Annotated in this window: 24 protein-coding genes; 19 read left to right on the top strand and 5 right to left on the bottom strand. The window is 72.0% G+C overall.

The annotated features are described in order from the left end of the window. The first annotated feature begins 8 nt into the window (after positions 1-8). On the top strand, positions 9-875 hold the full coding sequence (locus LB823_RS11175) for a CPBP family intramembrane glutamic endopeptidase (RefSeq protein ID WP_224647170.1): 867 nt from the start codon (positions 9-11) through the stop codon (positions 873-875). Here the strand turns inward: LB823_RS11175 and LB823_RS11170 are convergent. Continuing rightward, positions 868-1,587, bottom strand: coding sequence for an SDR family oxidoreductase (locus LB823_RS11170; protein ID WP_224647169.1), 720 nt, complete (start codon positions 1,585-1,587; stop codon positions 868-870). The genes LB823_RS11175 and LB823_RS11170 overlap by 8 nt on opposite strands. A gap of 54 nt (positions 1,588-1,641) precedes the next feature. On the opposite strand from LB823_RS11170, the gene LB823_RS11165 reads away from it, so the two are divergent. From LB823_RS11165 to LB823_RS11130, 8 genes are all read left to right on the top strand, one after another. Continuing rightward, entirely contained in the window at positions 1,642-2,211 is a 570-nt protein-coding gene (locus LB823_RS11165; RefSeq protein ID WP_224647168.1) for a TetR/AcrR family transcriptional regulator, read from the top strand. Between the two features lie 35 nt (positions 2,212-2,246). Next, complete coding sequence (gene pafA / locus LB823_RS11160; protein ID WP_224647167.1) at positions 2,247-3,605, top strand: Pup--protein ligase; 1,359 nt, start codon at positions 2,247-2,249, stop codon at positions 3,603-3,605. Between the two features lie 54 nt (positions 3,606-3,659). Continuing rightward, complete coding sequence (locus LB823_RS11155) at positions 3,660-4,634, top strand: YafY family protein (RefSeq protein WP_224647166.1); 975 nt, start codon at positions 3,660-3,662, stop codon at positions 4,632-4,634. Beyond that, positions 4,631-5,605, top strand: a complete 975-nt coding sequence (locus tag LB823_RS11150; protein WP_224647165.1) for a YafY family protein — start codon at positions 4,631-4,633, stop codon at positions 5,603-5,605. The genes LB823_RS11155 and LB823_RS11150 overlap by 4 nt, the downstream gene beginning before the upstream one ends. 95 nt (positions 5,606-5,700) lie before the next feature. Then, the gene (tatA, locus tag LB823_RS11145; RefSeq protein WP_224647164.1) at positions 5,701-5,955 is read left to right on the top strand and encodes a Sec-independent protein translocase subunit TatA; all 255 of its coding nucleotides are present in this window, start codon (positions 5,701-5,703) and stop codon (positions 5,953-5,955) included. A 12-nt stretch (positions 5,956-5,967) separates the two neighbouring features. Continuing rightward, entirely contained in the window at positions 5,968-6,975 is a 1,008-nt protein-coding gene (tatC, locus tag LB823_RS11140; protein WP_224647163.1) for a twin-arginine translocase subunit TatC, read from the top strand. Next, the gene (locus LB823_RS11135; protein ID WP_224647162.1) at positions 6,962-9,712 is read left to right on the top strand and encodes an RNA helicase; all 2,751 of its coding nucleotides are present in this window, start codon (positions 6,962-6,964) and stop codon (positions 9,710-9,712) included. The genes tatC and LB823_RS11135 overlap by 14 nt, the downstream gene beginning before the upstream one ends. 70 nt (positions 9,713-9,782) lie before the next feature. After that, a complete protein-coding gene (locus LB823_RS11130; protein WP_224647159.1) occupies positions 9,783-10,463 on the top strand; it encodes a DUF4333 domain-containing protein in 681 nt (226 codons plus the stop codon). Between the two features lie 38 nt (positions 10,464-10,501). On the opposite strand, the gene LB823_RS11125 is transcribed toward LB823_RS11130, so the two are convergent. Further along, the gene (locus LB823_RS11125) at positions 10,502-11,455 is read right to left on the bottom strand and encodes a 5'-3' exonuclease (RefSeq protein ID WP_224647157.1); all 954 of its coding nucleotides are present in this window, start codon (positions 11,453-11,455) and stop codon (positions 10,502-10,504) included. A gap of 17 nt (positions 11,456-11,472) precedes the next feature. On the opposite strand from LB823_RS11125, the gene LB823_RS11120 reads away from it, so the two are divergent. Together LB823_RS11120 and LB823_RS11115 are read left to right on the top strand one after the other, a co-directional pair. Further along, a complete protein-coding gene (locus LB823_RS11120) occupies positions 11,473-12,597 on the top strand; it encodes a Xaa-Pro peptidase family protein (RefSeq protein ID WP_224647155.1) in 1,125 nt (374 codons plus the stop codon). A gap of 21 nt (positions 12,598-12,618) precedes the next feature. Next, the gene (locus LB823_RS11115) at positions 12,619-14,064 is read left to right on the top strand and encodes a sugar porter family MFS transporter (RefSeq protein ID WP_224647154.1); all 1,446 of its coding nucleotides are present in this window, start codon (positions 12,619-12,621) and stop codon (positions 14,062-14,064) included. Positions 14,065-14,077: 13 nt separating this feature from the next. Here the strand turns inward: LB823_RS11115 and LB823_RS11110 are convergent, their stop codons facing one another. Further along, a complete protein-coding gene (locus tag LB823_RS11110) occupies positions 14,078-14,479 on the bottom strand; it encodes a TIGR03618 family F420-dependent PPOX class oxidoreductase (RefSeq protein WP_224647153.1) in 402 nt (133 codons plus the stop codon). Positions 14,480-14,520: 41 nt separating this feature from the next. On the opposite strand from LB823_RS11110, the gene LB823_RS11105 reads away from it, so the two are divergent. From LB823_RS11105 to LB823_RS11080, 6 genes are all read left to right on the top strand, one after another. Continuing rightward, positions 14,521-15,306, top strand: coding sequence for an SDR family NAD(P)-dependent oxidoreductase (locus tag LB823_RS11105; RefSeq protein WP_224647152.1), 786 nt, complete (start codon positions 14,521-14,523; stop codon positions 15,304-15,306). Then, positions 15,303-16,442, top strand: coding sequence for a precorrin-6y C5,15-methyltransferase (decarboxylating) subunit CbiE (gene cbiE, locus LB823_RS11100; protein ID WP_224647151.1), 1,140 nt, complete (start codon positions 15,303-15,305; stop codon positions 16,440-16,442). Before LB823_RS11105 ends, cbiE begins: the two co-directional genes overlap by 4 nt. Continuing rightward, a complete protein-coding gene (gene cobM, locus LB823_RS11095) occupies positions 16,439-17,197 on the top strand; it encodes a precorrin-4 C(11)-methyltransferase (protein WP_224647150.1) in 759 nt (252 codons plus the stop codon). The genes cbiE and cobM overlap by 4 nt, the downstream gene beginning before the upstream one ends. Further along, positions 17,197-17,940 carry a cobalt-precorrin-6A reductase gene (locus tag LB823_RS11090; RefSeq protein ID WP_224647149.1) on the top strand — a complete coding sequence of 248 codons (744 nt, stop codon included), beginning with the start codon at positions 17,197-17,199 and terminating at the stop codon, positions 17,938-17,940. Before cobM ends, LB823_RS11090 begins: the two co-directional genes overlap by 1 nt. Positions 17,941-18,066: 126 nt before the next feature. Then, entirely contained in the window at positions 18,067-18,396 is a 330-nt protein-coding gene (locus LB823_RS11085) for a nuclear transport factor 2 family protein (RefSeq protein WP_224647148.1), read from the top strand. Positions 18,397-18,401: 5 nt separating this feature from the next. Next, positions 18,402-18,668, top strand: coding sequence for a hypothetical protein (locus LB823_RS11080; RefSeq protein ID WP_224647147.1), 267 nt, complete (start codon positions 18,402-18,404; stop codon positions 18,666-18,668). On the opposite strand, the gene LB823_RS11075 is transcribed toward LB823_RS11080, so the two are convergent. Next, on the bottom strand, positions 18,649-19,020 hold the full coding sequence (locus tag LB823_RS11075; RefSeq protein WP_224647146.1) for a MerR family transcriptional regulator: 372 nt from the start codon (positions 19,018-19,020) through the stop codon (positions 18,649-18,651). The genes LB823_RS11080 and LB823_RS11075 overlap by 20 nt on opposite strands. 9 nt (positions 19,021-19,029) lie before the next feature. Here LB823_RS11075 and LB823_RS11070 point away from each other — a divergent pair, with 9 nt between their 5' ends. Together LB823_RS11070 and LB823_RS11065 are read left to right on the top strand one after the other, a co-directional pair. Continuing rightward, complete coding sequence (locus tag LB823_RS11070; RefSeq protein WP_224647145.1) at positions 19,030-19,830, top strand: alpha/beta fold hydrolase; 801 nt, start codon at positions 19,030-19,032, stop codon at positions 19,828-19,830. Between the two features lie 18 nt (positions 19,831-19,848). After that, positions 19,849-20,436 carry a cysteine hydrolase gene (locus tag LB823_RS11065; RefSeq protein WP_224647143.1) on the top strand — a complete coding sequence of 196 codons (588 nt, stop codon included), beginning with the start codon at positions 19,849-19,851 and terminating at the stop codon, positions 20,434-20,436. A 16-nt stretch (positions 20,437-20,452) separates the two neighbouring features. Here LB823_RS11065 and LB823_RS11060 read toward each other — a convergent pair whose 3' ends face one another. Next, on the bottom strand, positions 20,453-20,884 hold the full coding sequence (locus LB823_RS11060; RefSeq protein ID WP_224647142.1) for a PPOX class F420-dependent oxidoreductase: 432 nt from the start codon (positions 20,882-20,884) through the stop codon (positions 20,453-20,455). Positions 20,885-20,928 lie beyond the last annotated feature (44 nt).

The raw sequence follows: 20,928 nt of genomic DNA, 5'->3' as shown, positions 1-20,928 counted from the left end.
CTGGAGGCATGACCGACACCTCTGTGCACCGGCGCGGCATCGCCTGGTTCCTCGCGCTCACCTTCGTACCGTCCTGGGGGATGTGGTTCGCCGCGTACGGGCTGGGCCACCCGCTGGACGATCCGGCGATCCAGCTGATCACCGCGGCGTTCCTCCCCGCCCTCGCCGCCCTCGTCGTGCGCCTGTGGATCACCCGGCAGGGCATGGCGGGCGCCGGCCTGCGGCCGCAGCTCCGGGCGCAGTGGCGGTGGTACCTGGCCGCCCTCGCGATCCCGCTGGTGCTCCTGGTGATCGCCCTCCCGCTGGGCTTCGCGACCGGCGTGATGACGATGCCCGCGGACGGGATCCCCGCGCACCTGCAGGCCGTGGCCTTCGGCCCGCTGATCATGGTGGTGCTGGCGCCGGTCTTCTTCGGCGAGGAGTTCGGGTGGACCGCCTACCTGCGCAGTGCCATCGCCGATCTCCCCGCGCTGCGGGGCCGCCCCACCGCGGCGTCCGCGCTGACGGGCGCGATCTGGGGAGCGTGGCACTGGCCGCTGGCCTCGGTCGGCTACTTCAGCTTCCAGCCGCCCCTGCGCGACGTCCTGCTGCTCATCCCGCTCTGGATCCTGATGTCGATGCTGCTCGAGATCGTCTGGAGCACAATGTGGTACGGCTCCGGGAGCATCTGGCCGACGTCCGTCGCGCACGCCGGCTTCAACCTGGTCTTCTCCGCGACGATGGGGGAGTTCCTGCCGCCCGAGGCCCTCGTCGCCGCCTTCCTCGTGCCCAGCGCGGCGCTCGTACCGCTCGCGATCGTGGCGTACCGCGTCGATCACCGCCGACGCACCGGGACGCTCCCCACGACGGTGCCGGTCGCCGCGGCGGTCAGCTGATCACGTCGACCACGGCCTCCGGGGCGGACCGCTCGGTGACGAGGGCGACGACGGTCTCGGCGAGGTCGCCGGGCTGCAGGGTGATCGCGGAGTAGTCCTGCGCCGGGGAGCTCGCCGCGACCGAAGCGGCGATATCGCCGCCCGCGATCATCCCGCCGACGGTGAGGGTGCCGGCGTACACGCCCTCCGGTGCGAGGGCCGCGTGCAGGTTGAGGGCGTACGCGCGGTACGCCGCGGCGACCAGGGTGAGCGCCCCGAGGTGCGGCATCGGCACCACGCTGCTCAGGCCCCCGACGAGGACGAGGGCACCGTCGTGCGCACGCAGCTCGGGCAGGACGGCGGTCGCGAACTCGACCACGGGGGCGACGGTGCCGAGGGCGCCGGTCGCGGCCTCCGGCGTCAGCTCGGTGATCGGCGCGAGATCGACGGGCGCCCCCGCGCCGTAGTACGCCACGTCGATCCGGCCGAACCGCTCCACCACGGCGGCAGTGGCGTCGACGAGGGATCCGGGGCGTGCGGCGTCGACCACGAAGGCCTCGGCGTCGATGCCCAGTGCGCGGAGTTCGGCGAGGTACGCGGGGTGACGGTCCGCCGAGCGGGAAGCGATCGCGACGCGGTGGCCGCGCCGGCCGAAGGCGCGCGCGACGGCCATTCCGAGACCGGGACCGGCGCCGACGACGAACAGGACGGGTTGCGCAGTAGTTGAGGTCATACTCAACTTGGTATCAGAAGTTGAGGCGTTCCTCAAGATTGCTAGGCTGGGGGCATGTCTCCTCGGGCGGACGCGGTGCGCAATCGGCAGAAACTGGTGGACGCCGCGAGGCTGTCGTTCGCCGATCAGGGCGTCGACGTGCCGCTGGAACAGATCGCCAAGCGGGCCGGCGTCAGTATCGGAACCCTGTACAACCACTTCGCCGACCGCGGCGAACTGGTCGACGCGGTGCTGCCCGACCGCATGGCACGGATCGATGCGATCGCCGCGGAGTCCGCCGCCGAACCCGATGCGTGGACCGCCTTCGCGACCTTCCTCGACGCGCTGATCTCCGCCCAGGCGCGCGACCGCGCGGTCAACGAGGCCGTCGCGCGCGGGTCCATCGGCACCGTGGACCTGGTCGCCGAGTGCGGCCGGGCGGGGAGTGCGGTGCTCGCGGTCCTGGAGCGCGCCCACGTCGCCGGCGTGCTCCGCGACGACTTCGGGTTCGACGAGTTGGGGACCCTGATGGTCGCGGTCGCGAACATCATCGCGCTGCACCCCGAGGACGACGGGGCGTGGCGGCGCCACCTCGGATTCGTCCTCGACGGGATCAGGCGCACGCCGCACCGAACAGAGGCATGACCACGGCGGACTCGTCGAGAGGTAGTGTTCGTCACGTGCAGCGGCGAATCATGGGAATCGAGACCGAGTTCGGTGTCACGTGTACTTTTCACGGTCACCGCCGACTGAGCCCCGACGAGATCGCCCGGTACCTGTTCCGGCGCGTGGTCTCGTGGGGCCGCAGCTCGAACGTCTTCCTGCAGAACGGCTCGCGCCTCTACCTCGACGTGGGCAGCCACCCCGAGTACGCGACCGCGGAGTGCGATTCGGTGCTCCAGCTCGTCACGCACGACAAGGCGGGCGAGCGTGTCCTCGAGGACCTGCTGCTCGACGCCGAGCAGCGGCTGCAGGACGAGGGCATCGGCGGCGACATCTACCTGTTCAAGAACAACACCGATTCGGCGGGCAACTCCTACGGCTGCCACGAGAACTACCTCGTGGGCCGCGTGGGCGAGTTCTCCCGCATCGCCGACGTGCTGCTGCCCTTCCTGGTGACCCGGCAGCTGATCTGCGGCGCCGGAAAGGTGCTGCTCACGCCGAAGAACGCCACCTACTGCCTGAGCCAGCGCGCCGAGCACATCTGGGAGGGCGTCTCCAGCGCCACCACCCGCAGCCGGCCCATCATCAACACCCGGGACGAGCCGCACGCCGACGCCGAGAAGTACCGCCGCCTCCACGTGATCGTGGGCGACTCGAACATGTCCGAGACGACCACGATGCTCAAGGTGGGCACCGCCCACCTCGTGCTCGAGATGATCGAGGCGGGCGTCCAGTTCCGCGATTTCTCGCTCGACAACCCGATCCGCGCGATCCGCGAGGTCAGCCACGACACCACGGGCCGCCACGAGGTGCGGCTCGCGGGCGGCCGACAGGCCGGCGCCCTCGACATCCAGCGCGAGTACTACGGCAAGGCCGTCGAGTACCTCGCCACGCGCGAGCTCGACGAGCAGCTCGCGAAGGTCGTCGACCTGTGGGGCCGGACCCTCGACGCCGTCGAGTCGCAGGACTTCTCCGGCATCGACACCGAGATCGACTGGGTCATCAAGCGCAAGCTGTTCCAGCGCTACCTGGACAAGTACTCGATGGACCTGTCCGATCCGAAGATCGCGCAGCTCGATCTCGCGTACCACGACATCAAGCGCGGCCGCGGCGTCTTCGACGTGCTGCAGCGGCGCGGGCTGGCCGCGCGGGTGACCACCGACGAGGCCGTGGACGCCGCCGTGAAGAACCCGCCGGAGACCACCCGCGCGAAGCTCCGCGGCGACTTCATCACCGCGGCGCAGGCCGCCGGCCGCGACTTCACCGTCGACTGGGTTCACCTCAAGCTCAACGACCAGGCGCAGCGCACCGTGCTGTGCAAGGACCCCTTCCGCAACGTCGACGAGCGCGTCGAGCGCCTGATCGCGTCGATGTGACGCGACATCGCGTCGATCCGGGCCGAGCACGCGCATAGAACGTAAGATCGACAGGTGGCAACTTCGCGGATCGAGCGTCTCACCAACCTGGTGATATGCCTTCTGTACACGCAACGCCCGCTCGATCGGGACTACATCCGGGCGAACGTCTTCGGGTACGACCCGGACTCGGACGACGAGGCCTTCGAGCGGATGTTCGAGCGCGACAAGGCCGACCTGCGCGAACTCGGGGTCCCCATCGAGGTGGCTCCGGTCTCCCGGATCAACTCGGCCGTCGGCTACCGCATCGCCCTCGACGAGTACGCCCTCGGCGACATCGACCTCGATCCCGAGGAGGCGACCGCGGTGGCCGTCGCCTCGGCGCTGTGGCAGTCGCCGGAGCTGTCCGCCGCCGCCCAGTCCGCGGTGCAGAAGCTGCGCGCGGGCGGCCTGGACGTCGACGGCCCGGGCGCGGGCGTGAGCCCCGGCATCGCCCCCGACCGCGGGGCGGAGGGTGCGCTCCTCGCCATGCTCGAGGGCGTCGACCGGCGCCGCCAGGTGACTTTCGAGCACCGCGCCAATCCGGCGCAGCCGTACGTCGACCGCACGCTCCACCCGTGGGGCGTGGTCACGTTCCGCGGCAGCGCCTACGCCGTCGGGCACGACGTCGCGCGCGACGCGGTGCGCACCTTCAAGCTCAGCCGCGTCCGGGGCGGCTCGGTCACGGGCAGCCCCGCCACCGTCCGGCCGCCGGAGGGCTTCGACCTGCACGCGCACGTCGTGGCCACCGTCGCCGAGCGCGATCCGGTCGGCACGGCCCGGCTGTGGGTCGCGCAGGGCAAGGGCGACGGGCTGCGCCGCCTCGCCTCGACCCAGGCCGACGGTGACTTCCGGGGCCGGCCCGGCACGGAGCTGACGGTGGAGATGCGGTCGGTGGACGCCGTGGCCCGCGAGGTCAGCGGACTCGGGCCCGATGCGGTGGTCTTCGAGCCGCAGCAGTTGCGCGACGCCGTCGTCGAGCGACTCACGGCACTGGTGGGGGAGCGATGAGCACGCAGTCGAAGCAGCCGAGCCGGCAGATGCAGCGCCTGGCGCGTTGGCTCAACGTGATCCCGTATTTCCGCACGCATCCGGACGCGGACCTCGAGCGGGCCGCGGCCGACCTGGGCGTCACCGTCGCGCAGCTGCGCAAGGACATCACGGGGCTGACGATGTGCGGGCTGCCCGGCATGTTCCCCGGCGACCTCATCGAGATCGATTACGACGAGGCCGGCGTCGACATCGAGTTCAGCGCGAACCTGGACCGCCCCCTCAAGCTCACCGGCCCCGAGGCCGCGTCGCTGCTGCTCGCGCTGCGCGCCCTGGCCGACTCGCCAGGCGTCGCGGACCCGGCCGCGGTGCTGCGGGCCATCGCCAAGCTGGAGGCGGCCGTCGCCGGCGCGGGCCGCGACACCGTCGCCTCGATCGACGGTGCGCAGGACGCCGGCCCCGTCGCCGCCATCGCGAGCACCGTCCGCGGTGCCCTGCGCGACGGCCGCGCGCTGCACCTGCGCTACTACTCCGCCACCCGGGACGCGGCCACCGAGCGCGACGTGGACCCCATCGCCCTCGACACCTTCGCCGGGCACAGCTACCTGCAGGCCTGGTGTCGCAGCAGCGAGGGCCTGCGGATGTTCCGGCTCGACCGGATCGACGAGGTCGTCGTCCTCGACGAGGCCGCGTCGGTGCCGCAGCACGTCGAGCCCGCATCGGGCCTGTTCGACGGTGCCGCCGCGGACGAGCTGACCACCGCCACGCTCGAGGTCGGGCCCGGCGCCGCCTGGGCGCTCGAGTACCACCCGTTCACGGTGCTCGCCGACGAGCCGGGCGGCCCGGTCACCGCGACGATGCAGTACGCGACCGAGGCCTGGATGGTGCGGTTCGTGCTCAGCTTCGGCGGGGAGCTGACGGTGCGCGGCCCGCAGTCCCTGGCCGACGCCGTCGCCGACCGCGCGGCCGCCGGTCTTGCCAACTATTCATGAAGTGGACATGTCCGGCGGGCCGTCAGCGGTCGGTCGGGGTGGACGCGGTCCGGTAGTCTCAGAAGAGATATTCGCGAAGTTAGTGAGGCAGCATCATGGGGCTCACCCATTCTCCTTGGGCATGGATCGTCATCGCCGTCGTCCTGCTGATCCTGTTCGGTGGCAAGAAGCTCCCCGACGCAGCACGCGGGCTGGGGCGGTCGCTCCGCATCTTCAAGAGCGAGATGGACGAGATGAAGACCGAGGGTGACAGCAAGGCCGCCGCCCCGAAGCCGCAGGCGCAGGTCACCGACCAGCCGATCGACGTCCAGACGGTGCAGCCGTCCGAGGCCGATCACAAGTCGGCGTAGCCGCCTGCCCCTTTGAAGATCCCGTTCGATCCGCGTCGTCGTCGTGCCGTCGTCAATCCCGACGGCACGATGTCGATCGTGGAGCACCTCTACGAGCTCCGGGCCCGGCTGCTGTGGTCGCTGGCCGCGATCGTCCTCACGTCGATCGTCGGCTTCTGGTGGTACAGCCACGGCCCGTTCGGCCTGCCCTCGACCGGCCACCTGCTCACGGGCCCGTACTGCGACCTCCCGGCCACCTCGCGCGCCGAGATCACGCGCGATGGTGAGTGCCGGCTGCTCGCGACCGGCGTCTTCGACCAGTTCAACCTGCGCCTGAAGGTCGCCGTCGCCACCGGCGTGCTGCTGGCGTGCCCGGTGTGGCTGTACCAGATCTGGGCGTTCATCGTTCCCGCCCTGCACCGCAACGAGAAGCGCTACACCGCGACCTTCGTCACCCTGGCCGGCACCCTGTTCGTCAGCGGCGCGGTGCTCGGCTACTTCATGATCACCAGCGCGTTCAGCTTCTTCCTCACCGTCGGCAACGAGACCCAGGTGACGGCACTGCAGGGCCCGGACTACTTCAGCTTCGTGCTCACGGTGATGGCGATCTTCGGCGTGAGCTTCGAACTGCCGCTGTTCATCGTGGCATTGAACCTGGTCGGCGTGCTGCCCTACGCCAAGCTGGTGAAGTGGCGCCGCGGTCTGCTCCTGTCGATGTTCATCTTCTCCGCCGTGATCACTCCGTCGGGGGATCCGTTCACGATGCTCGCGCTGGGCGCGGCGCTCGCCGTGCTGCTCGAGTTGTCGATCCAGTTCGCCCGCTTCCACGACCGCCGCAAGGCCAAGCGCAGCGTCGGCGCGGACGCCTGGACGGGCGAGCTCGACGACGAGGCGGCGTCGCCGGCACCGTCGGCCCCGCAGCCGATCGGCGCGTCCACGGGCCCGTCGGGCAGCGCCCTCGCCGCCCCGGCCCCCGTCGGGCAACCGGACAAGCTGACGCGCACGTCGATCCCGCGTTCGGGGTTCGATGACGTCCTCTGAGTTCGACAGCTTCACCGCAGCCCTCGAGTTCACCCTCGACCCGTTCCAGGTCCAGGGCTGCCGCGCGCTCGAACAGGGCCGCGGCGTGCTCGTGTGCGCCCCGACGGGCGCGGGCAAGACCGTGGTCGGCGAGTTCGCCGTCCACCTCGCCCTGGCCGGCGGCACCAAGTGCTTCTACACGACGCCGATCAAGGCGCTGTCGAACCAGAAGCACGCCGAGCTGACCGCCCGCTACGGCGCGCACAACGTCGGGCTGCTGACGGGCGACACCGCGATCAACTCCTCCGCGCCGGTGGTCGTGATGACCACCGAGGTGCTGCGGAACATGCTCTACGCGAACTCGACCACCCTCGACGGCCTGAGCCACGTGGTGATGGACGAGGTGCACTACCTCGCGGACCGGTTCCGCGGCGCGGTGTGGGAGGAGGTGATCCTGCACCTCCCCCAGGAGGTGCGTTTGGTCAGCCTCTCCGCGACGGTCTCCAACGCCGAGGAGTTCGGCGCGTGGATCACCGAGGTCCGCGGCAGCACCGAGGTGATCGTCGACGAGCACCGGCCGGTGCCGCTGTGGCAGCACATGCTCGTGGGCCGGCGGCTCTTCGACCTGTTCGACACCAAGGCCCTGCGCACCGCCCAGGAGTCCGGGCAGAAGAACCTGGTCCTCGACGCCGACCTGGTGCGCTACGTCAAGCAGCGGGAATCGCTGGACCGCAGCTTCGAGCCCGGCATCAACAGCCGCACCGGGCGGCGTACCGGCGGCCGGGGCCGCACGCAAGCTACCCGCCGGCCGATCCCGCGCCCCGACGTCATCGCGCTGCTCGACGCCGAGGGCCTGCTGCCGGCCATCACCTTCGTCTTCTCCCGCTCCGGTTGCGAGCAGGCGCTGACCCAGTGCCTCCGGTCGCCCGTCGTGCTCACGGACCAGGCGCAGGCCGACGAGATCGGGCGCATCGTCGACAAGCACGTCGCCGAGTTCGCGCCCGCCGATCTCGACCTGCTCGGGTACGAGGAGTGGCGCGCCGCGCTGCTCCGCGGCTTCGCGGCGCACCACGCCGGCATGCTCCCCGCCTTCCGACACGCGGTCGAGGAGCTCTTCGTCAAGGGTCTGGTGCGGGCGGTCTTCGCCACGGAGACCCTGGCCCTCGGTATCAACATGCCCGCGCGCACCGTCGTGCTGGAACGCCTGGTCAAGTACAACGGCGAGTCGCACGTCGAGCTCACGCCCGGCGAGTACACGCAGCTCACGGGCCGCGCCGGCCGCCGCGGCATCGACATCGAGGGCCACGCCGTGGTGCTCTGGCAGACCGGCGTGCGCCCGCAGGAGGTGGCCGGGCTCGCCGGGGCGCGCACGTTCCCGCTGGTCAGCTCGTTCTCGCCCGGCTACAACATGTCGATCAACCTGCTCGACCGCCTCGGCCGCGTCGGCGCCGAGCGGCTGCTCGAGGCCAGCTTCGCCCAGTTCCAGGCCGACCGGTCCGTCGTCGGGCTGGCCAAGCGCGTCGAGCGCGGGGAGAAGGAGCTGGCGATCCTCAGCGCCCAGATCACCGAGGCCGCCGGCGGCGCCGACTACCTCGAGTACGTGCGGCTGCGGGAGGCCGTGCGCGCCCGGGAGCGGTCGTTGCGCCGCGAACACCTCGCCGACCGGCACGACGGGGCGGCCACCGCGCTCGCGGAGCTGCGCCGCGGCGACGTCATCGCCGTGACCGGTGGCCGCCGCCGCGGCCTCGCCCTCGTCGTGGAGCCGTCCGGCGACCGGCGCGACCCCAAGCCGGTGGTGGTGACCGAGAGCAGCTGGTCGGGCCGCGTCGGCGCCTCCGACTTCGTGGGCGATGTGGCGGTTCTCGGCACGCTCCGGGTGCCGAAGAACGCCGACTACCGCTCGGGCCGCGGCAAGCGCGACCTGGCGTCCACGCTCCGCAACAGCAACATCTCCGCGCCGCGGCAGCAGGCGAAGGCGGCGCGCCCCGCCGCGTCCGACACGCAGCTCGCGGACCTGCGCGCCAGGATGCGGGCGCATCCCGCGCACACCGGGCAGCGCGCCCCCGAGCTGGACCGGCTCGCCGAGCGCTACGCCCGGCTCGAGCGCGAGGTCACGGCGTCGGCGGCGACAGTCCGCGCCACCACCTCCTCTCTCGCTGTGACGTTCGAGCGGATCGTCGCGCTGCTCGGGGATCGCGGGTACATCGAGACCGTCGACGGGGAGTCCGAGCTCACGGAGGCCGGGCACCGCCTGGCCCGGGTCTACAGCGAGTCCGATCTGCTCGTGTGCGAGTGCATCGAGGACGGCGTCTTCGACGGCCTCGACCCGGCAGGGCTGGCCGCGGTGGTCAGCGCGCTCGTCTTCGAGTCCCGCGGCGAACGCGGCGGCATGCTCCTCACCGGCGAGAAGGTGCCCGGCGCGATCCGCTCCGCCGTCCGCGAAATCGCCGACCGGTGGACCGACATCGTCTCCGCCGAGGCCGCGCACCGCCTGGAGCCCAGCCGGGAACCCGACATCGGTTTCGTCGCGCCCATGCACCAGTGGGCCGCGGGCGGAACCCTCGCCGCGGTGCTGCTGGCGGCGGGCGAGCGCGGCCGGCCTCTGCCCGCGGGAGACTTCGTCCGCTGGTGCCGGCAGGTGATCGACCTGCTCGATCAGATCAAGCAGACCTCGTTCGACACCCGCCCGGGGTTGGCGACCGTCGCCACCGCTGCGATCGCAGCCGTCCGGCGCGGCGTCGTCGCGGAATCGGGCTGATGATCGGGTATCTTGACCGAAGAGGCGTACGTCGCGGGCCGTCGGCCGGCGACAGGGGAGGAGTGGACACATGAGCAACCCGCAGGATCCGAACCAGTGGGCGCAGCAGGGCTGGCAGCAGCCCGGCCAGCAGCAGCCGCAGGATCAGACCCAGATCGCACCGCAGTACGGCCAGCAGGGCTTCGGCGCGCCGGCGGGTGATCAGACCCAGATCTCGCCGCAGTACCAGGGCCAGTGGGGCCAGCAGCCGCCGCAGCCGCAGGGCCAGCAGTTCGGCGGTGGCTACCAGCAGCCGCAGCCGCAGCAGCCCCCGCAGTTCGGGCAGGACCAGTTCGGCCAGCAGCCCGGCCAGCCCGCGCAGTTCGCGGGCCAGCAGTTCGGGCAGCAGTTCGGCCAGCCGGGGCAGCCCGGCCTGGGCGGCCCCAAGAAGTCGAGGACCGGCCTCGTCGTCGGTATCGCCGCCGCGGCGATCATCGCGATCGTGGCGATCGTCGTCCTGGTGGGCTGGCTGACCGGCGCCTTCTTCGGCAAGAAGTTCGACAACGCCAAGGTCAACGAAGGCGTGACGAAGGTCCTCAACGACAGCTACAACGAGACCGACACCAAGGACGTCGACTGCAAGACCGACGGCGTCAAGGTCAAGACCGGCGAGACCTTCACCTGCAGCGCCACCATCGGCGGCAAGCAGAAGACCGTCGAGGTCAAGGTGCTCGACGACAACGGCAAGTACCAGGTGGGCGCGCCCTCCTGATACCGGTGGCCCGCGGGGATTCTCCGCGGGCCGTTCGGTCAGCCCGCGAGGGCGGCGAGCAGGCGCTCCACCTGCGCTCCGATCCGCAGTTCCTCGGCCAGTTCGGCCAGGCGCTGCGGATCGCGTGCTTCCCGGGGCATCGCATCGGATCCCGACAGCGCGACGTCCGCGTCGCGCTGCACCCAGACCACGTCCCAGGCGGCGTCGAGGTAGTCCGCCGACACGGCGATCGACGTCGCCGCCCGGGCGGCCAGCGGCGACGGGGTCCGCGCCGCGGCCTCGCGGATCGCCGCGAGGGAGCCGTACTCCAGCAACAGCTTGGAGGCCGTCTTCTCGCCGATGCCGGGCACGCCGGGCAGCCCGTCGGACGGGTCGCCGCGCAGCAGCGCGAGCTCCGCGTAGGCCTCCCCGGCGCGGTCCAGGGGCAGGCCGTACTTCTCCGCCACCTCGGCCGGCCCGAACATCTCGGCCTTGGCGATGCCGCGGCCGATGTACAGGCACCGCACGCCGGGCGCGGTGTCGTCGGCCACCTGCAGCAGGTCGCGGTCACCCGAGACCACGATGACCGGGTCGTTCTGCTCGCGCGCGGCCAGGGTGCCGAGCACGTCGTCCGCCTCCAGGCCGACGGCGCCGCCCGTGGCGATCCCGACGGCGTCGAGGACTTCGAGGATCATGTCCACCTGGGGCGAGAGGGTGTCGGGCACCTCCTCGGCGCTGCCGTCGCCCTCCTCCGCCACGCGATGGGTCTTGTAGGTGGGGAGCAGCTCCACGCGGAAGGCGGGGCGCCAGTCCAGGTCGAGGCACGCCACGAGCCGTCCGGGCCGATGCGTGGTGATCAGCTGCGAGGTCATGTCAAGGAAGCCGCGCAGCGCGTTCACCGAGCGGCCGTCGTCGGCCTTCACCTTGTCGGGGATCGCGTAGAAGGCCCGGAACCAGAGCCCGGCGGAGTCGAGCAGCATCAGTGGGCGCGCGTCGTTCGTCACGGGAATCATCGTGTCACAATCGGATCATGAGTAACCCCCAGTCCTTTCCCGCCTCGGTGTACGCGACCCGTCTCACCCGGGCCCAGCAGCTCGCGACCGCGGTGGGCACCCCGCTCGTCATCACGCCCGGGCCCGATCTCGCGTACCTCACCGGCATCGTCAGCGAGTCCTTCGAGCGCCTCACCGCCCTCGTGATCACCGACGCCGGCTTCGGCCTGGTGGTCCCGCGCCTCGAGCTCGCGATCCTCAAGGACTCCTCGGTACCCGGACTCGGCGCGGCCGGGGTCGAGCTCACCATCCACGACTGGGTCGACGGTGACGACCCGTACGCCCTCGTCCTCGGCCTCCTCTCCGGGGCGTCGACGGTGGCCGTCGCCGACGCCGTGCCCGCGTTGCACCTGGTGCCGCTGCTGGACCGGGGCCTGAGCGTGGGCCTGGCGACCGGCGTGCTGCGCCGGCTGCGGATGATCAAGGACTCGGCGGAGCTCGACGAGCTGCGGGCCGCGGGCGCCGCGATCGACCGCGTGCACGCCCGGGTCGGCGACTTCCTCAAGGTCGGGCGCACGGAGCGCGAGGTGGCCGACGACATCGCGGCCGCCATCGTCGAGGAGGGGCACACCGAGGCCGCGTTCATCATCGTCGGCTCGGGCCCGCACGGCGCCGATCCGCACCACGAGGTCTCGGACCGCGTCGTCGAGGCGGGCGACATCGTGGTCGTCGACATCGGCGGCCCGCTGGCGTCGGGCTACAACTCCGACTGCACGCGCACCTACGCGATGGGCGAGCCGGCGGCGGAGGTCGCCGAGCAGTACGCGCTGCTGGAGCGGGCGCAGCGCGCCTCCGTCGAGGCGGTGCGGCCAGGTGTGAGCGCCGAGGCGATCGACGCCGCGGGCCGGGACCTGCTCGCCGGCGCGGGCCTGGGGGAGTACTTCCTGCACCGAACCGGGCACGGCATCGGACTGTCCGTCCACGAGGAGCCCTACATCGTTGCGGGCAACGACATTCCGGTCGAACCGGGCATGGCCTTCTCGATCGAGCCGGGAATCTACTTCAGTGGCCGGTGGGGAGCGCGGATCGAGGATATCGTCATCGTCACCGAGGACGGCTGCGAGAGCGTGAACACCCGGCCCCACAGCTTGACGATCCTCTAGGAGCTACACACCGGAGGCATCATGACGCACGGCGGCGGCAGCACGGCCGATGGCCCTTCGATCTTCGAGGAGGGCGAGGGCAACAGCAGCCGCGTCGTCCAGATCGCGATCGTCGCCGCGATGGGCGGCCTCCTCTTCGGCTACGACAGCGCCGTCATCAACGGCGCGACGAAGGCGATCGAGGGCCGGTTCGACATCCACGGCTACACGCTCGGCTTCGCCGTCGCGTCCGCGCTGCTGGGCGCCGCCGCCGGCGCCATGACGGCGGGCCGGATCGCGGACCGGATCGGCCGCCTGCGCGTCATGCAGGTCGCGGCGGTGCTGTTCTTCCTCAGCGCCATCGGATGCGCCTTCGCCACCCACACCTGGATACTCATCCTGTTCCGCGTGGTCGGCGGCGTCGGCGTCGGCGTGGCGTCGGTGATCGCGCCCGCGTACATCGCGGAGGTCTCGCCGGCCCGGATCCGCGGACGGCTGGGATCGCTGCAGCAGATGGCGATCGTGCTCGGCATCTTCCTCTCGCTGCTGGTCGACTGGCTGCTGGCCTCGCTCGCGGGCGGCGCGTCGAACGACCTTTGGTTCGGGCTGGAGGCGTGGCGGTGGATGTTCCTGGTGATGGCGATCCCCGCGATCGTCTACGGCGTGGCGTCGACGATGATCCCCGAGTCGCCGCGCTACCTGGTGTCCCGGCACCGCATCCCCGAGGCCCGGAAGGTCCTCACGATGCTGCTCGGCGAGAAGAACATGGACATCACCGTCACCCGCATCGAGCAGAGCCTCGCGGGCGAGGAGAAGCACTCCTGGCGCGACCTGGTCCGACCCGGCGGCGGCATCTACCCGATCGTCTGGGTCGGCCTGCTGCTGTCGGTCTTCCAGCAGGCCGTGGGCATCAACGTGATCTTCTACTACTCGAACATGCTCTGGCAGGCCGTCGGTTTCAAGGAGTCGCAGTCGAACCTGATCAGCGTCTTCACCTCGATCGTCAACGTCATCGTGACCATCGTCGCGATCATGCTGGTGGACCGGATCGGCCGCCGGCCCCTGCTGCTCATCGGCTCGATCGGCATGGCGTTCTCGCTCGCAACGATGGCGGTCTGCTTCAGCACCGCGGAGATCGTCGACGGTAAGCCCTCGCTCACCGGCGTGGTGGGCGTCCTCGCCCTCGTCGCGGCGAACCTGTTCGTGATCTTCTTCGGCGTGAGCTGGGGCCCGGTGGTGTGGGTGTTGCTGGGCGAGATGTTCCCCAACCGCATCCGCGGCGCGGCCCTCTCGCTGGCCGCGGCGGCGCAGTGGGCGGCCAACTGGGCCATCACGGTGACCTTCCCGAAGATGGAGGGCAATCTCACGCTGGCCTACGGGCTGTACGCGACCTTCGCGCTGCTGTCGCTCTTCTTCGTCTACCGGTTCGTGCCCGAGACCAAGGGCAAGTCGCTGGAGGACATGGACGGGAACATCCCCGCGCGGTAGCCGCTCCCGTCCGTCAACCGCGGAGCGTGCTCGATCCCAGAACTCGGGTCACGTCGATCTCGATCACGACGCGCTTCGGGTTCTCCCGCGGCGGCTTGTAGCGCACCGAGTAGCGGGCCTCGGCGTCGCGCACCGACTCCACATCGGTCAGGACCCGCGCCGGCCCCTCCAGGGTGAGCCAGCGGGCACCGTCGACCTGGGTCAGCGCGGCGTACCCGCCCCGGCCCGCGTTGCGCGCCTTCTGGCTGTCGCCGGAGGTGATGACGCGCGCGACCCCGGTCGCGGGGTCGTAGGTGAACGCGATCGCCACGGTGTGCGGCGTCCCGTCGGCGCGCAGGGTGCTCAGCGTCGCGAGGTGACGGTCGGTCACGAAGGCGAAGGCGTCGGGATTGAGGACAGGGCGGTCGTTCGGCACACCGTCACGGTAGCGGGGTGCCGCGCGTCTAGTCTGGTCCGGTGAGTGCGGACAGGATTCCCGACGGCGCGGTGCTCCTCCTGGGCGGCCGGAGCGAGGTCGGCCTGGAGGTGGCGCGGCGCATCGCACCGGGCCGCGACGTGATCCTCGCGGCCCGCCGTTCGGAGTATCTGGACGAGCAGATCGCGGCGCTGCGCGAGGTCGGCGCCACCGGCGTCTTCCCGATCGAGTTCGACGCGGACCGCACCGAGCGGCACGCCGCCTTCCTGGACGAGGTGGCCGACCGGTTCGGCCGCATCGGCGTCGCGGTCGTCGCCTTCGGCATCCTCGGCGACCAGGCCCGGGCCGAGGCCGATCCCACGCACGCCGTCCAGATCGCGCAGACCGACTACGTGGCGCAGGTGTCCATCCTGCTGGGGCTGGCGAAGCTGCTGCGCGCCCAGGACGACCGGGACGGCGGCCGGGGCGCCATCGTCGCCTTCTCGTCGGTCGCCGGCGTCCGGGTGCGCAAGGCCAACTTCGTCTACGGCAGCACCAAGGCGGGCCTCGACGGCTTCGTGCAGGGCTTCACCGACTCGTTGCACGGCAGCGGGATCCAGGTGTTGCTCGCCCGCCCGGGATTCATCGTCGGGGCGATGACGCGCGAGCTCATGGCGTCCGGGGTGAAGCCCGCGCCGTTCAGTCGCACCGCGCCCCAGGTCGCCGAGGCGACGGTGCACGCGCTGCGCCGCGGCCGCCGCGTCGTCTGGATCCCGCCGGTGCTGCGCCCGCTGTACGCCGGGCTGCGGTTCGTCCCGCAGGCCGTCTGGCGGCGGATGCCGCGATGACGGTGACCGTGGTCGGCATCGGCGCCGACGGCTGGCCCGGGCTGACCGACGGTGCGCGCCGCGCCCTGCTCGACGCGACCGTCATCCACGGCGCGCCCCGGCAGCTCGAGTTCCTGCCGAAGGAGCTGGCCGAGAGGGCCGCGCGGCCGTGGCCCTCGCCGCTGCTGCCCGCGATCAACGACCTCGCCGACGGGGTGCACGTGCTGGCCAGCGGCGACCCGATGTTCTACGGGGTCGGCGCGACCATCGCGCGGCGCCGTCCCGAGCTCGACCTGCACGTGATCCCGCACCTGTCGTCGTTCGCGCTGGCCTGCGCCCGCCTGCGCTGGCCGGCAGAGGAGGTCACGGTCGTCTCCACGGTGGCGCGGGACCCGTCGCCGGTCGTCCGCGCCGTCCGCGACGGGCGGCGGACCCTCGTCCTCAGCGAGTCCGGCACCACGCCGGCGCTCCTCGCGGAACTGCTGCGCGACGCCGGCCTCGCCGCGACGACGACGGTCCTGGAGCAGCTCGGCGGCCCCCGTGAGAAGGTCCGCCCGTTCCGGAAGAACCTGCGCATCGACGACCTCAACGTGGTCGCGCTCGAACCGGCCGGTCCGGCGGGGGAGTTCGCCTTCGAGCACGACGGCCAGATCACCAAGGCCGATGTCCGCGCCATGACGGTGGCGGCCCTGCGCCCGACGCCCGGCTGGATCTGGGACTTCGGCGCGGGCTCGGGTTCCGTCGGGATCACCTGGGCGCTGCAGGGCGGCGGCTCCGTCGTCGCCGTCGAGCGGCGTGCGGACCGGGCCGAGCGGGTGGCGCGCAACGCGGCCCGGGCCGGCGTGACCGTCGAGGTGGTCGTCGGCGACACGGCGGACCTCACCGCGGACCTGCCGATGCCCGACGCGATCTTCGTCGGCGGCGGCCTCACCGAGACCCTCGCCGCGGCGTGCGTCGGGGTGCTGCCCGCGGGCGGGCGGCTCGTGGCGAACACCGTCACCGTCGAGGGCCAGGCCCTGGCCGCGGCGCTGCGGGCCCGGTACGGCGGCGAGCTGCGCAGCTGCACCGTCGCGGACCTCGCGCCCCTGGGTGGGGGCACCGCGTGGCAGCCTCGCCGGCCGATCGTGCAATGGGTGTTCGTGAAAGGTGATGCGTGACCGTCTACTTCATCGGAGCCGGTCCCGGCGCCCCGGACCTGCTGACGCTGCGCGGCGCGGAGCTGCTCGCGCGCTGCCCCGTCTGCCTGTACGCGGGATCGCTCGTGCCGCAGCAGATGCTGGACCGGTGCCCGCCCGATGCGAAGCTCGTGGACACGGCGCGGATGCCGCTGCCGGACATCGTCGACGAGCTGGTCGCGGCGCATGAGGCGGGTCTCGACGTGGCGCGCCTGCACTCGGGCGACATCTCGCTGTACTCCGCGTTCACGGAGCAGGCCCGCCGGCTCGACGCGGCCGGCGTGCCGTACGAGATCGTCCCCGGCGTGCCCGCCTTCGCCGCCGCCTCCGCCGCGCTCGGCCGGGAGCTGACGGTGCCCGGCGTCGGCCAGTCGCTGCTCATCACCCGTGTCTCGACGCTCTCGACGGACATGCCCGCGGGGGAGGACCTCGCCTCGCTGGCCCGCACCGGGGTGACGCTGGCCCTGCACCTCGCCGCGCACCGTGCGCAGGCGCTGACCGAGGACCTGCTGCCGCACTACGGCTCCGATTGCCCCGTGGCGGTCGTGGCCTTCGCCAGCCGCGAGGACGAGCGGATCGTCCGCTGCCGGCTCGCGGAGCTTCCGGAGCGCCTCGCGGCGGAGGGGATCACGAAGACCGCGGTGATCTTCGTCGGCAAGGTGTTGGACGCGGAGGCCTTCGAGGAGAGCTACCTGTACTCGGCGCGCCGCCTGCGCGCCCCGGGGGCGAGCCACTGATGCCGCGCGTGCTGGTCCTCGGCGGGACCGCCGAGGCCCGCGAACTGGCCCGCCTCCTGCACGAGGACCCGCGGTTCACGGTGCTCAGCTCGCTGGCCGGCCGAGTGGCGAATCCGCGCCTACCGGTGGGGGAGACGCGGATCGGCGGGTTCGGCGGACCGTCGGGCCTGGCGGCGTTCCTCGCGGAGGACGGCGTGGACGTGCTCGTGGACGCGACGCATCCGTTCGCGGCGACGATCTCCCGCAACGCCGCCCTCGCGGCGGAGGCGGCGGCGGTGCCGGTGCTCGCGCTGGTCCGCCCGGAGTGGACGCCGGTCGCGGGCGACCACTGGACCCGGGTGCCGACGGTGGCCGCCGCGGCGGAAGCCCTGTCGCGCCGAGGCGGCGGACGCGCCATGCTCACGACCGGCCGCCAGGACGTCGGCGAGTTCGCGGCGCTCGAGGACTGGTGGTTCCTGATCCGCGTGGTCGACGCGCCGTCGGGCGCCCTGCCGCCGCGGCACGAGCTGCTCCGCGACCGCGGCCCGTACACGGAGGACTCCGAGCGGGCGCTGCTGCGCGCGAACGGGATCGATGTGCTCGTGACCAAGAACAGCGGCGGGGACCTGGTTTCGGCCAAGCTGGCCGCGGCGCGGGAGCTCGGGATCGACGTGGTCGTGGTCGACCGGCCCGAGCGACCCGCGGGGGTGCCCGCGGTGCCGACGGCGGCCGCAGCCTACGCCCGCCTCGTCGGGGAGGCCTGACACCGCCCGACGTACAAGCAGGACTTGTGGATCGGACCGGTATTCGAGCGGCACAGCCGCACTCGCGCCCCTACGATGGCGACTGTGGGGCTGCAAGCCCACGGACGCTACGACGAGGAGACGCGCATGACGAACATCGAGATCCCCAGCCCGGTCAAGGAGTTCATCGATTCCGTGAACGCCGGTGACGAGGCGGCCTTCCTCGACGCCTTCACCGCCGACGGCTACATCGACGACTGGGGCCGCGTTTTCGGCGATCGCGCCGCGATGCAGGGGTGGAGCGCGAAGGAGTTCATCGGCGCGAAGGGCGTGCTGACGCCGGAGAAGGTCACCGTCGACGGCGACACCGTGACCGTGGTGGGCGACTGGCGCAGCACCCACGCCAACGGGCTCAGCGAGTTCACCTTCGCCGTCGCCGGGGAACGCCTGGCGTCCATGACGATCCGCGAGGGCTGACCACCGTGCGGACGATCGTCATCGTCACCCTCGGAATCGTGTTGGCGTTGATCTTCCTCGCCGTCGGCAGGAAGGTCGGCACCGTCGGCCCGCAGCGGGCGGCGATCGCCTTCGTCGTGCTCTGGACGCTGGCGATGATCGGCAACCTGGCCGTCGGCGTCTCCCACGGCTACACCGTGGCCGAGGAGTTCCCGATCCTGCTGGTCAATGTCCTCCCCGGCGCCGTCGTGGCCCTGGTGGGGGCGCGCCTGCTCACCCGAGAAGCGCGCTGACGGCGGAGCGTCTGCGCGCCAGCTCGCCGAGGTCCGCATCGATGCGGGACAGGGTGGCGCGCATCGCGGCCTCGATCGCGGGGCACAGGTCGACGGTCCGCTCGTTCCGGGCGCACGGGAGGATCACCCGGATGGCGTCGGTGTCGAAGCCGGCGTCGAGGAGGCCGCGGATCCGGCGCACCTGCGAGGCCGCGTTCCCGTCGTAGACGCGGTAGCCGGCGGGGGTGCGCTCCGCGGCCAGGAGGCCCTTCTCCTCGTAGTACCGCAGGGACCGCGCGCTCGCGCCTGTGACCTCGGACAACTCGCCGATCAGCATCTCGCCCTTGACCTTCACACCAGCGTCAACCCGCACACTGCACGCATGTATTCCGATCGTGCCGCCCAGATCCTGTCCGCTTCCTCATCCGCCGTCGTCGACCGCGGCGCCGGCCCCGTCGTCGCGCTCGCCCACGGCGCGGGCGGCGGGGTGCTCGAGAACTTCGCCGCGCTGGTCGACCGCGCGCCCGACCTGCGGTTCGTTGGACCGTCGTGGCCCGGATCGGGCGGTACCCCGCTCGGCGCAGCGCCGCTCGCCCTCGAGGACCTCGCCGATCGCGTCGTGGCGGCCGCCGTGAGCCGCGGCGCCGAGCGCTTCCCCGTCGTCGGGCTCTCCCTCGGGGCGGCCGTGGCGGTCACGGCCGCGCACCGCCACCCCGAGCACGTCTCGGCGCTGGTGCTGACGGTCGGCGTCGCCCGATCCGACTTCCGGGTACGGACGGTCACGGAAACGATCGGCGCGCTCGCTGCGGCCGGCGCCCACGACGCGCTCGCGGCGTACGTGCTGTCCGTCGCGTCCTCGGACGCGACGCTGCGTGCGCTTCCGCCGGCGACGCTCGAGGAGACACGGATCGCGGTCCGCGACACCATGCCGGAGGGGATGTCCGCGCAGATCGATCTCGCCGGGCGCGTGGACGTCACCGATCTCCTGCCCGGCCTCGCGGTCCCCACCCTGGTCGTCGTCGCGGGCGGCGACCGGCTGGTGCCCGCCGACATCGCCCGGGAGTTCAGCGCGATCCCCGGGGCGCGCGTCGTCGACTACGTCGGGGCCGGGCACATCTTCACGCCGTCCGAGGCCGAGGAGTGGGCCGTCGAGGTCACCGAGTTCCTGCGGGCGGTGGACTGAGCGCGGCATGATCGAGGTATGACAGCTGCTGTCCTGGCCCTGCATTGGCAGGTGAACGTGATCGAGCCGGAGGGCTTCTTCGGTCCGATGCTGGCGGAACCGGTCGAGGAGTCCGGCGTCGTGGACCGAGCCGCGGCCTTCCACGACGCGGCGCTCGCGGCGGGCGTGCCGGTGATCTTCACCCGGTTCACCGTGCCCGAGGGTGAGGGGGACCTCGTGCGGAACACCGCGTTCATGCAGGCGGTCGGCGACGCGCAGGAGTCGTTCCGCCCGGACGCCGACGGCGCGCGGATCATCGCCGCGATGGCCGACCAGCCGACCGCGATCTACGACAACCAACGACTCTCGGGGCTCGCGGGGCCGGCGACGGAATGGCTCGCGGAGCACGGGATCGACACGATTTACCTGACGGGCGTCGCGACCAACCTCACGGTCGAGCAGACCGCGCGGCACGGCACCGATCTCGGCCTCGTCGTGCACGTGGTCGAGGACTGCGTCGCCGCGGCGGATCCGGACGTGCACGCGGCATCGCTCGCGAACCTGGATCTCGCGACCGCGGGCCGCGTGACGGCCGTGGAGGCCATCGCCCGCTTCGGCGTCGCCTGAGGCCCGACGCGGACGCTCAGCGCAGCTTGGCGCCGTACGCGTGCGTGATCTGCAGGACCAGCAGCACCCGGCGGTCCGCGACCATCACCTCGCGGTACTCGCGCCAGTCGGGATGCTCGCCGGCGCCGGTGCGGTAGTAGTCGACGAGCGCGTCCACCTCGGCACCATCGGGATCCGTCGACGGGCCGATGAGCGTCGCGGTGCCCTCGGCGGTGGCCCAGGTGTAGCCATCGGCGCTCGTGAACTCGATCGCGGCCCGCGGATCGCGGCGCAGATTCGCCTCCTTCGCGCGGCCCGCGGTCATGGACACGAGGATCCGGTCGGCGTCCACGTCGTACACCGTGGTGACGGGGGAGAGCTGCGGCATGCCACTGGCCCGGAGCGTCGCGAGGACGCCGATCCGGCTGGCGGCGATCAGGGTGCGGGGGTCGAACTCGGTCGAGGCCATGCACCGTCCAACGCCTCGCCGGCCCCCGCTGTTCCGGGGACCGG

It is taken from the genome of Tsukamurella sp. M9C, assembly GCF_020169415.1.
Classification (GTDB): Bacteria; Actinomycetota; Actinomycetes; order Mycobacteriales; family Mycobacteriaceae; genus Tsukamurella.
The sequence above is the reverse complement of the archived record's forward strand: the minus strand, read 5'-3'. Positions and strand labels throughout refer to the sequence as shown.

What these genes read in the sequence shown, in the direction of transcription:
- LB823_RS11165 (WP_224647168.1), top strand. Translation starts at nt 1,642, where the DNA reads ATGTCTCCTCGGGCGGACGCGGTGCGCAATCGGCAGAAACTGGTGGAC.
- LB823_RS11085 (WP_224647148.1), top strand. Translation starts at nt 18,067, where the DNA reads ATGACGAACATCGAGATCCCCAGCCCGGTCAAGGAGTTCATCGATTCC.
- LB823_RS11060 (WP_224647142.1), bottom strand. Translation starts at nt 20,884, where the DNA reads ATGGCCTCGACCGAGTTCGACCCCCGCACCCTGATCGCCGCCAGCCGG.
- LB823_RS11065 (WP_224647143.1), top strand. Translation starts at nt 19,849, where the DNA reads ATGACAGCTGCTGTCCTGGCCCTGCATTGGCAGGTGAACGTGATCGAG.
- cbiE (WP_224647151.1), top strand. Translation starts at nt 15,303, where the DNA reads ATGACGGTGACCGTGGTCGGCATCGGCGCCGACGGCTGGCCCGGGCTG.
- LB823_RS11130 (WP_224647159.1), top strand. Translation starts at nt 9,783, where the DNA reads ATGAGCAACCCGCAGGATCCGAACCAGTGGGCGCAGCAGGGCTGGCAG.
- tatA (WP_224647164.1), top strand. Translation starts at nt 5,701, where the DNA reads ATGGGGCTCACCCATTCTCCTTGGGCATGGATCGTCATCGCCGTCGTC.
- LB823_RS11170 (WP_224647169.1), bottom strand. Translation starts at nt 1,587, where the DNA reads ATGACCTCAACTACTGCGCAACCCGTCCTGTTCGTCGTCGGCGCCGGT.
- LB823_RS11090 (WP_224647149.1), top strand. Translation starts at nt 17,197, where the DNA reads ATGCCGCGCGTGCTGGTCCTCGGCGGGACCGCCGAGGCCCGCGAACTG.
- LB823_RS11120 (WP_224647155.1), top strand. Translation starts at nt 11,473, where the DNA reads ATGAGTAACCCCCAGTCCTTTCCCGCCTCGGTGTACGCGACCCGTCTC.
- LB823_RS11135 (WP_224647162.1), top strand. Translation starts at nt 6,962, where the DNA reads ATGACGTCCTCTGAGTTCGACAGCTTCACCGCAGCCCTCGAGTTCACC.
- LB823_RS11175 (WP_224647170.1), top strand. Translation starts at nt 9, where the DNA reads ATGACCGACACCTCTGTGCACCGGCGCGGCATCGCCTGGTTCCTCGCG.
- LB823_RS11115 (WP_224647154.1), top strand. Translation starts at nt 12,619, where the DNA reads ATGACGCACGGCGGCGGCAGCACGGCCGATGGCCCTTCGATCTTCGAG.
- LB823_RS11150 (WP_224647165.1), top strand. Translation starts at nt 4,631, where the DNA reads ATGAGCACGCAGTCGAAGCAGCCGAGCCGGCAGATGCAGCGCCTGGCG.
- LB823_RS11125 (WP_224647157.1), bottom strand. Translation starts at nt 11,455, where the DNA reads ATGATTCCCGTGACGAACGACGCGCGCCCACTGATGCTGCTCGACTCC.
- LB823_RS11070 (WP_224647145.1), top strand. Translation starts at nt 19,030, where the DNA reads ATGTATTCCGATCGTGCCGCCCAGATCCTGTCCGCTTCCTCATCCGCC.